Source organism: Pseudomonas sp. KCJK8993 (assembly GCF_046230915.1).
Taxonomy (GTDB): Bacteria; Pseudomonadota; Gammaproteobacteria; order Pseudomonadales; family Pseudomonadaceae; genus Aquipseudomonas; species Aquipseudomonas piscis.
Genome location: NZ_JBJJLO010000084.1, coordinates 21,530 through 30,348 on the forward strand (window position 1 = coordinate 21,530; position 8,819 = coordinate 30,348).

Here is an 8,819-nt window from a genome sequence, read left to right on the forward strand (position 1 = left end):
AGCGGCTACAGGGGTGTAGCCGCTGCCGTGGTGGATCGGCTCAGAAGCGCAGGGTGACACCGGTGGTCAGCCAGCGGTCGTGCCGGTCAGTCAGGCGCTGGCCCAGGATCAGGTCCAGGTCCAGGGCGTGGCCGATGTGCAGGCGCGGGCCGGCTTGCCAGGCTTGTTCGCCGCCGCGCTGGCCGTAGCGTTCGGCGATCAGGGTCAGGCTGGGCAGCAGCTCGTATTCCACCCCTGTGCCCCAGGTCCAGCGATGGTGCTGCTGGCCGTCGTCATAGGCGTGGCTCCAGCCGGTACTGAAGTTCAGGTGCAGCGCGTCGCTGGGGCTGAAGGTCAGCGGCAGGCTGAGGTCGCCACCGTCGAAGCTGTGGCTGCGGTTCAGTGCCCAGTGGGCGGAGCCGGCGAGCGCCAGCTGCAGGCCCAGGTCGTCGCGGTCCAGCAAGGCCAGCTTGACCTGGGGGCTGAGCTGGGTTTCGCCGTGCTCGGCGCTTTGCTGGCGTTGCAGCGCGGCGCCCAATTGCACCCCAGGCAGTTGGCTGAAGGTGCAGGCCGGCACCAGCACGCTATTGTGGTTCGAGCCTTGGCGGCGATCGGCCTGGTACCAGAGGTCGACATTGCATTCGCCGGGGGCGTTGATCCCGCCGTTGTCCACCACATAGGCGCCACCGGCTGCCTGGGCCTTGGAGCACAGGGCCAGGGTTGCGGTGGCGCCGGCGGTGATGGCCAGGAACAGCAGGTTGCGCTTGAGCATGCGGCTTTTGGCGACGGGCAGCGGTTGGCCCCAGGCGCGGGTGAGGGAGGAGCGATGCGGACGATGCTGGGTCATGGCGAATCTCACGGCTGTGGGCGCCGGGTGGGCGGCGCCCGGGGTTGGCGTCATGAAGTGGCGGGTGATCACTCACCCAGGCCCAGGGTCTGGATGCCCCGGGTCCGGGCTTGGGCCAGCAGTTCCTCGGTGTCGTCGCCACCGGGCAGGGCGAGGACGATGTCGGGGCGGCTGTCGGCCAGCATGAAACGGTTGCGCAGGCGCTCGGCGTGCTTGCCGTGCAACTGCCAGTTGGGCGGGTAGCGGACCAGGTCGGCGCCGATCTCCCGGGCCCAGTCCTCGATCTGCGCCCCGAGGAACTGGCTGCCGCCATGGATCACCACCCGTACCGGGTGCAGGCGCTGGAAGGCCTCCAGCACTTGGCGGCAGCGGCGGCTGTCGGTGTAGTGGCGACCGGCGCAGATCAGGACGCGCATCGACTGTCCTCCCGGGTCTCGTGCGACTGGCCGGGCAGGCTCTCGGCCAGTGGCTCGCCGAGATAGCCGTGCTCGATGTCTCGCTCGCCGGCCCGCTCCAGCACTGGGTAGGCCAGGGCGGCGATGTGGTGGTGGACCCGCCGGTAGTCGCGCAGCAGGCGCTGGAAAATGTCCCCGGACTCGGCCCAGGCGCTGCGGTCTTCGCGCAGTTGGCGAAAGTGCTCGCGGCCGGCGGCGGCTTCCAGGCGGCGCACGTTCTCCTTGCGTGCCACCAGTTGATGAGCGGTGGCCAGGTCTTCGCGCAGGAACACCGTGACCGCGAGGCTGAGGCTGGCCAGCAGTTCCTGGTGCAGCGGCACCAGGGTCCCCAGCTCGAAGGCGGAGAACGGCTCGCTGCGGCGCAGGCGTCGTACCGCCAGCTGCGCCAGGCTGCTGCTGAGGATGTCGCCGGCGTGTTCCAGGTTGATCACCAGCAGCAGGATTTCCTGGGAGCGGTCGGCGTCCTGGTCGCTGATGCCTTCCTTGCCGATGTCCGCCAGATAAGCGCGGATCGCCGCGCTGAGCAGGTCCAGGGACTGGTCGATCTGGCGGATCTGCTCGGCGTTGGCCACCTGCGAGGTGCGCAGCAGTTGCAGGACCCGGTCGAGCATGCCCGAGAGCATGTCGGCCATGCGCAGGGCCTCGCGGGCGGCATTGGCCAGGCCGATATTGGCCACTTCCAACCCGGCCTCGTCCAGGTACAGCGGCATGCCCGGATCGGTCACTGGCGGCGGGGCCGGCAGCAAGCGGGTCAGCAGCTTGCCCATGGGCTCGGTGAAGCCGATGAACAGCAGCCCCAGCACCAGGCTGAAGACGCTGTGCAGATAGACCACCAGCAGCGCCCCGGGCAGTTGGCGCACGCCTTCGAGCTGGGCCAGTGCGCCGATCCACGGCAATACCAGCGCCACCCCGGCCAGGCGCACCAGCAGGTTGCCCAGGGGCAGGCGCCGGGCGACGTTGCCGCTGGCGCCCAGCAGCGAGGGCAGGCCGCCGCCGAGATTGACCCCCAGCACCAGGGCCATGCTGGTGGCCGGCGACAGCAGCCCGGTGCCGGCCAGCGAGGCGACCAGCAGCACCACTGCCACGCTGGAGTGGCACATCCAGGTCAGCACGACCGCCACCAGCAGCGCCAGCAGCAGGTCGCCGTCCAGGCTTTGCATCACCAGGCGCAGCACCGGGGTGTGCTCCACCGCGCCCAGGGTGGCACCGAGCGTGCCCAGGGCCAGGAGCATCAGGCCCAGGCCGATCAGCGCGGCGCCGATGCTTTCAAAGCGCGAGTCATCGCGCAGGCGCAGGCACAAGAAGCCCGCCAGCAACGCCACCGGGGCGGCCAGCGAGAGGTCCAGGCTCAGCAGCTGGACCACCAGGGTCGAGCCGATGTTGGCCCCCAGCATCACCGCCAGCGCCGGGGCCAGGCCCAGGGTGCCGGCGGCGGTGAAGGAGCTGGCCATCAGGCTCACGGCGGTACTGCTTTGCAGCACCCCGGTGATGCCGATGCCGCACAGCAGCGCCAGCCAGCGGTTGTTCAGGTGTTGCCCGAGCCAGTGGCGCAGCGGGCTGCCGAAGCCGCGCAGCAGCGAGTTGCAGATCATCTGCGAGCCCCACAGCAAGAGGGCGATGGCGCCGGCCAGGTTGATCAGAAGGGTGGTTCCCGACATGAGGGTTCTCCCGGGACGGGTGCGGGTTCAGGCAATCGCCAGGCGCAGCGAGGCGCGGTTGATGGCGGCGCTCACATCCAGCACGAAACGCATTTCCACGGCGCTCAACAGGCCCCGCACATAGAGACGGCAACCCAGGCGGGCGAGCAGCCGGGCACAGGCGCACAAGGCGCAGACCAGCAAGGCCTTGAGGCCGCGTTGCAACGAAGAAAAAGGCTTGAGGTACATGGCGACACTCCTTTGGGGCGAGCGCTGTCGGCGTCGGCACGGCGCGGGCCGCGCCGACGGTGGCGTCAAGGGTCTCGATCACAAGCGACCGCCGGCGGGCGGCCGCGCCACGTTTCAGGCCCTTAGAACCACTGCTTGAAGCGGCGGATGTACAGGGTCTTCATGGTCTGGGCGACCACGCAGTAGCTGAGCAGAGTGCCCACCAGCCAAGGGAAGTACTCCCACGGCAGCGGCACCAGGCCGACCATGCTGCCCAGGGGCGAGAAGGGCACGTAGATCCCCAGCGCTATCACCAGTCCCGTGGCCAGCATCACCGGCAAGGCCGCGGTGCTCTGGATGAACGGGATCTTGCGGGTGCGCAGCATGTGCACCACCAGGGTCTGGGACAGCAGCCCCTCGATGAACCAGCCGGACTGGAACAGCGCCGCCATCTCCACGCTGTTGGCGGCGAACACGTACCACATCAGGGCGAAGGTGGTGATGTCGAAGATCGACGAGGTCGGCCCGATCCAGATCATGAAGCGCCCGATGTTGTTGGCGTCCCACTTGCGCGGCTTGGCCAGGTACTCCTTGTCCATCTTGTCCCAGGGCAGGGCCAGCTGGGAGAAGTCGTACATCAGGTTCTGCAGCAGCAGGTGGATCGCCAGCATCGGCAGGAACGGGATGAAGGCACTGGCCACCAGTACCGAGAACACGTTGCCGAAGTTGGAGCTGGCGGTCATGTTCAGGTACTTCATGATGTTGCCGAAGGTCTCGCGGCCCTTGATCACCCCTTCCTCGAGCACCATCAGGCTCTTTTCCAGGAGGATGATGTCCGCCGATTCCTTGGCGATGTCGGTGCCGCTGTCCACCGAGATGCCGACGTCGGCATCGCGCAGGGCCGGGGCGTCGTTGATCCCGTCGCCGAGGAAGCCCACGGTGTGGCCGTTGGCCTGCAGGGCCTTGAGCACCCGCGACTTCTGCAGCGGCGTCAGCTTGGCGAACACCGTGCGTTCTTCCACCAGCCGGCCCAGGACCTGGTCGTCCATGTGCTCGATGTCGCGGCCCAGCAGTGGCTCGCCGGCTTCCAGGCCGACCTCGCGGCAGATCTTGGCGGTGACGATGGGGTTGTCGCCGGTCAGTACCTTGACCGCCACGCCGTTGTCGCGCAGGGCGGCGATGGCCGGGCCGGCGGTTTCCTTGGGCGGATCGAGGAAGGTCAGGCAGCCTTCGATCACCAGCTCGCGCTCATCGCTGGCGCTGTACTGGCTGCGGGTCTGGCCTTTGGGCAGCTCCCGGGTGCCCACCAGCAACACGCGAAAGCCGTCGCGGTTGTAGCGTTCGGCCAGGGCCAGCAGTTGTGCCCGGCGCTCGGCGTCCAGGGCCACGGCGACGCCGTCCTGGCGGACCCGGGTGGCGGTCTCGAGCATTTCCTCCACCGCGCCCTTGCACACCAAGAGGTGCTGGCCATGGGCGTCAGCGAGGATCACCGACAGGCGCCGGCGCACGAAGTCGAACGGCAGCTCATCGATCTTGCGCCAGGCGGCGGGCGGGGTGAAGCGCGGGTTCTCCTCGGCGAAGGCCACCACCGCGCGGTCCATCAGGTTCTTCATGCCGCTCTGGTGGTAGCTGTTGAGCCAGGCCAGTTGCAGTACCTGGTCGCAGCGTTGGCCGTCGATACCCACGTGGTGCTCGAGGATGATCCGGTCCTGGGTCAGGGTGCCGGTCTTGTCGGTGCAGAGCACGTCCATGGCGCCGAAGTTCTGGATCGCGTTGAGGCGCTTGACCACCACCTTGCGCTTGGCCATGGCCGCGGCGCCCTTGGCCAGGTTGGCGCTGACGATCATCGGCAGCATTTCCGGGGTCAGGCCGACGGCCACCGCCAGGGCGAACATGAAGGCATCGGCCCAGTCGCCCTTGGTGAAGCCGTTGATCAGAAGCACCACCGGCACCATCACCAGCATGAAGCGGATCAGCAGCCAGCTGACGCTGTTGACCCCGCGGTCGAAGGCGGTTTGCGAGCGCGAGCCGACGATGGAACGGGCCAGGGAGCCGAAGTAGGTACGCGCGCCGGTGGCCACCACCACGGCGGTGGCGGTGCCGCTGACCACGTTGGTGCCCATGAAGCAGATGTTGGGCAAATCCAGCAGGTCTTGCTGGTCGGCGGCCTGGGCCTTGGCGGATTTCTCCTGGACGGCACCCAGGGTGTCGTACTTCTCCACCGGCAAGGCTTCGCCGGTGAGCACCGCCTGGCTGATGAACAGGTCGCGGGATTCGATCAGGCGGATATCGGCGGGGATCATGTCGCCCGCCGCGAGCTGGATGATGTCGCCCGCCACCAGTTCGCGCATCGGTACTTCGCGGACCCGGGCCTGCATGCCCATCTGCTCGCGCCGCAGGACCGCGGCGGTGGTGCGGACCATGGCCTTGAGGGCCTCGGCGGCCTTGGCCGAGCGGTGCTCCTGCCAGAAGCGCATCAGGCCGCTGGCCAGGACCATCACCAGGACGATGATGACCCCGGTGAGATCGGTTTCTTCGCCGGCCTGCAGCGGCAGCCAGAAGTCGGTGAAGAAACTGATACCGGTCAGGGTCATCAGTACATAGATGAAGGGGTTGTTGAAGGCTTGCAGCAGTTGCACCAGGGCGTGCGGCGGACGGTCGTGGGCGACCTCGTTGTGGCCGTCCCGTTGCAGGCGGCCTTCGGCGTCCAGTTCGGTGAGGCCGGCGGTGCTGGAATTGACATTGGCCAGGGTCACGGCCAGGCCGTTCCGGGCTTCACGGGCGGCGCGCATCGACAGCTTGTGCTGGTCGCCGGTGGCGTTGTGGTTGCGCGAAGTTGCGATTTTTACAGTCATGGGTGTGTGCTCCTGCCGCTTGCTGACGGCGCGACACACGAGCCACTCAACTTATCAAAGGCGAGCGAAAGTATGTCGAACCGCAGGTTGGCGATCGATGTTGATCTGGGCGTCTTTCAGGATTTAACGTTCGCTGCCCACACAATGAAGTTGCATGGACAGCGAACCTACTACTGGCCTCTTCCATAACTTTCTCCGGCATGTTCATTAACTTGAAGGCGATAGGCTGCCGACAAGTTCCTATATAAGGAATTCGTCTTTGAATAACGAAAGTTATTGGCGCCTGGAACTTAGGTGCGAGCCCCGAGATACAGGCCAAGGATCAAGGCGGCCTGGGTGAAGAGCCAGGCCGCGCCCCGACTCTGCGGGTCCTGGCTGTCGTCGAAGCTCCAGCGTTGTTGCAGTTGGCCGCTGGTGGGGCAGACACGCCAGTTGGCCCGCAGGTGCGTGGCGCAGGTGGGTGTGGGGCGAGAGAAAGGCGAGCGGGCCTGGGCCTTGGGCTCAGGGCGCAACTTGACCCGCATGGTCGCGGCAAAGGCACGGACACCGGGCATTACAGAGGAAGTGAAGGTCATAACAGTTGCCTCGCGACCGGACTGGCTCCGGAGGAGGCAAGTTACGTAGGAGCGTCAAGCTCTAGCGCAGCTCACCCGACCGTGGAGTCGAGTCCCGTCTTGTTCAGGGTTAAGTGCCTGGCGGTGCCCGAGGGCCGCGACCAGACAGCGTCTAGATACTGTGTCCATTGGCTTCTTTGGTGAGTTGGAAAAAAGGCCGGTTTGACCGGCCCGCGCAATTTACTCAGGGCGCTGGGATGAGTCAAGTTCAAATTGCCCGATAATCAATGTTCGATGATGTTTTTTTCAGCTGAGGTTCAGGTGGGGGATAAGTAACTTGTGAACTTGCATATATGAAGCGGGCGGGTAATAAAAAGTGCCCATGATCGAAAAACATCATGGGCACCGAATGATCGAAAAGTTGCCAGGACCTTAGTTGAGCAGGTGCTGGGAAATGTCCTTGTAGGTGGCGCTGTCAGTGGCGGCCATCAATTGCCTGCCATCCTTGAAGGTGCCGATGAAGGTCACCTCGTTTTCCGTGCCCGCGATCAGGTAGCCGGCCAGCGCCCCCACCGGACCCAAGAGCATGGCGCCGGCCAGGCCGTAGCCCAGGGCGTCGCGATTGGCCACGGGACTTTCGCTGGCGATTTCCAGGGACTTGAACGCCGATGCCTTGACGTCGACCCCGGCACTGTTGAATACCGTCTTGAGCCTGAAGGTACCGTGCCGGTATTCACCGGTGCCTTGCAGGAAATCACCCGATAAAACCTCGATCTTTGCCATGTTGAATCATCCTTATCCAAGCATAACCAGACAGGCCATTGAGCTCGCCGTCATGGCGGGCGTCAACGGAGTCGCGATGAAGGGCACTACCACCAGTCAGCAGCCCTCGTGCATCCAGCCTCGGCCAGTGCTCCGCTGGCGATGCTGATCCAAGTCAGGGCTGTGAATGTTTGTAGCAGCCAGCCGACCAGTGCCCCGGGGCTTCCGACCAGCGGTGCGGCCAGCGATGGCAGAAGGGGACGAGCGGTATGAAGAGCCAGTGTCCGGCCATTACCTTGCGGTGATCCATGACGGTTGTATTACCCTGCGCCACTGATCGTCGTCCGCTTTCGGGTCCCTGGAGTCGCCATGCCTCGCTTCGCCGCCAACCTCAGCATGCTCTACCCGCAACACACCTTTCTCGAGCGCTTCGCCGCAGCTGCCGCCGATGGCTTTGTCGGCGTGGAATACCTGTTTCCCTATGAGCATCGCCCCGAGGCACTCAGGCAGCGCCTGGACGACCACGGCCTGCAGCAAGTGCTGTTCAACGCACCACCGGGGGACTGGGCGGCGGGGGAGCGTGGCACGGCCTCGCTGCCCGGACGCGAGCAGGAGTTTCGCGCAGGGTTCGCCCGGGCCCTGGAGTACGCCACGGTGCTGGGTAATCCACGCATCCATGTGATGGCCGGATTGCTGGCCGACGAAGGCGAGCGGGCCCGGCACCATGGGGTCTACCTGGAGAACCTGGCCCATGCCTGCGCCCGGGCCGCCGAGGTGGGCATCACGGTACTGGTGGAGCCGATCAACACCCGGGACATGCCGGGGTTCTTCCTCACCCGCCAGGACCAGGCCCAGGCCATCTGCCGCGAAGTAGGGGCCGACAATCTCAAGGTGCAGTTCGACTGCTACCACTGCCAGATCGTCGAGGGTGACGTGGCCACCAAGCTGCGCCGCGACCTGGCGGGCATCGGCCATATCCAGGTCGCCGGGGTGCCGCAGCGTCATGAACCGGATCTGGGGGAGTTGCATTACCCCTACCTGTTCCAGTGGCTGGATGAGCTGGGTTATGCCGGCTGGGTCGGTTGCGAGTACCGGCCCCGGGGCGACACCAGCGCCGGCCTGCAATGGCTGCGGGACTGGCAGGCGCGTTGAGCCGATGGCCCCGGGCTAGGGGCAGAAGGGGCAGTACAGGTTGTCCAGGAAGTCATCGCTGTGGATGTTCGCGTCCAGGACCTGCACCACCACCGGGCCGTGGCGCGGGCACTCCAGCACTTGCCCGGCGCCGCTGCGGGCGGGCTGTTCTGCGCTGAACTCGTTGCAGCCGCACCAGGGGCACTTTTGCAGGGGCTGTTCGTGCTGCCCGAGGATCGCCAGTGTCCAGCCGCAGCCGGTGCAGTTCAGGCGGTGAAGGGCGCGGGCAGGGGTGAAGGTGGGCATCGATGGTTACTCGGTAGGGCGCTCAGGGCAGTGGCCTGAGCAAATGGGGCAGTGGCTCCCGGGCC

At 66.1% G+C, this 8,819-nt stretch carries 9 protein-coding genes; 1 reads left to right on the forward strand and 8 read right to left on the reverse strand.

The features are described from left to right. Window positions 1–40: 40 nt before the first annotated feature. The 7 genes from ACK6AU_RS22665 to ACK6AU_RS22695 form a co-directional block, all read right to left on the reverse strand. Entirely contained in the window at window positions 41–826 is a 786-nt protein-coding gene (locus tag ACK6AU_RS22665) for a hypothetical protein (protein WP_409301504.1), read from the reverse strand. A 68-nt stretch (window positions 827–894) separates the two neighbouring features. Further along, complete coding sequence (locus tag ACK6AU_RS22670) at window positions 895–1,242, reverse strand: DUF2493 domain-containing protein (RefSeq protein WP_185701256.1); 348 nt, start codon at window positions 1,240–1,242, stop codon at window positions 895–897. Further along, a complete protein-coding gene (locus ACK6AU_RS22675; RefSeq protein ID WP_409301507.1) occupies window positions 1,230–2,939 on the reverse strand; it encodes a Na/Pi cotransporter family protein in 1,710 nt (569 codons plus the stop codon). Before ACK6AU_RS22675 ends, ACK6AU_RS22670 begins: the two co-directional genes overlap by 13 nt. Window positions 2,940–2,966: 27 nt before the next feature. Then, on the reverse strand, window positions 2,967–3,167 hold the full coding sequence (locus ACK6AU_RS22680) for a hypothetical protein (protein WP_185701254.1): 201 nt from the start codon (window positions 3,165–3,167) through the stop codon (window positions 2,967–2,969). Window positions 3,168–3,289: 122 nt separating this feature from the next. Next, window positions 3,290–6,001 carry a magnesium-translocating P-type ATPase gene (gene mgtA, locus ACK6AU_RS22685; RefSeq protein WP_409301509.1) on the reverse strand — a complete coding sequence of 904 codons (2,712 nt, stop codon included), beginning with the start codon at window positions 5,999–6,001 and terminating at the stop codon, window positions 3,290–3,292. Window positions 6,002–6,291: 290 nt separating this feature from the next. Beyond that, a complete protein-coding gene (locus ACK6AU_RS22690; protein WP_409301511.1) occupies window positions 6,292–6,576 on the reverse strand; it encodes a hypothetical protein in 285 nt (94 codons plus the stop codon). 411 nt (window positions 6,577–6,987) lie between these two features. Next, window positions 6,988–7,338 (reverse strand): hypothetical protein, encoded by a 351-nt coding sequence (locus ACK6AU_RS22695; protein ID WP_185701251.1) that lies wholly within the window; start codon window positions 7,336–7,338, stop codon window positions 6,988–6,990. Between the two features lie 348 nt (window positions 7,339–7,686). Here ACK6AU_RS22695 and otnI point away from each other — a divergent pair, with 348 nt between their 5' ends. Further along, complete coding sequence (otnI, locus tag ACK6AU_RS22700; RefSeq protein WP_409301514.1) at window positions 7,687–8,469, forward strand: 2-oxo-tetronate isomerase; 783 nt, start codon at window positions 7,687–7,689, stop codon at window positions 8,467–8,469. Between the two features lie 15 nt (window positions 8,470–8,484). On the opposite strand, the gene ACK6AU_RS22705 is transcribed toward otnI, so the two are convergent. Then, the gene (locus ACK6AU_RS22705) at window positions 8,485–8,754 is read right to left on the reverse strand and encodes a hypothetical protein (RefSeq protein ID WP_022644069.1); all 270 of its coding nucleotides are present in this window, start codon (window positions 8,752–8,754) and stop codon (window positions 8,485–8,487) included. Window positions 8,755–8,819 lie beyond the last annotated feature (65 nt).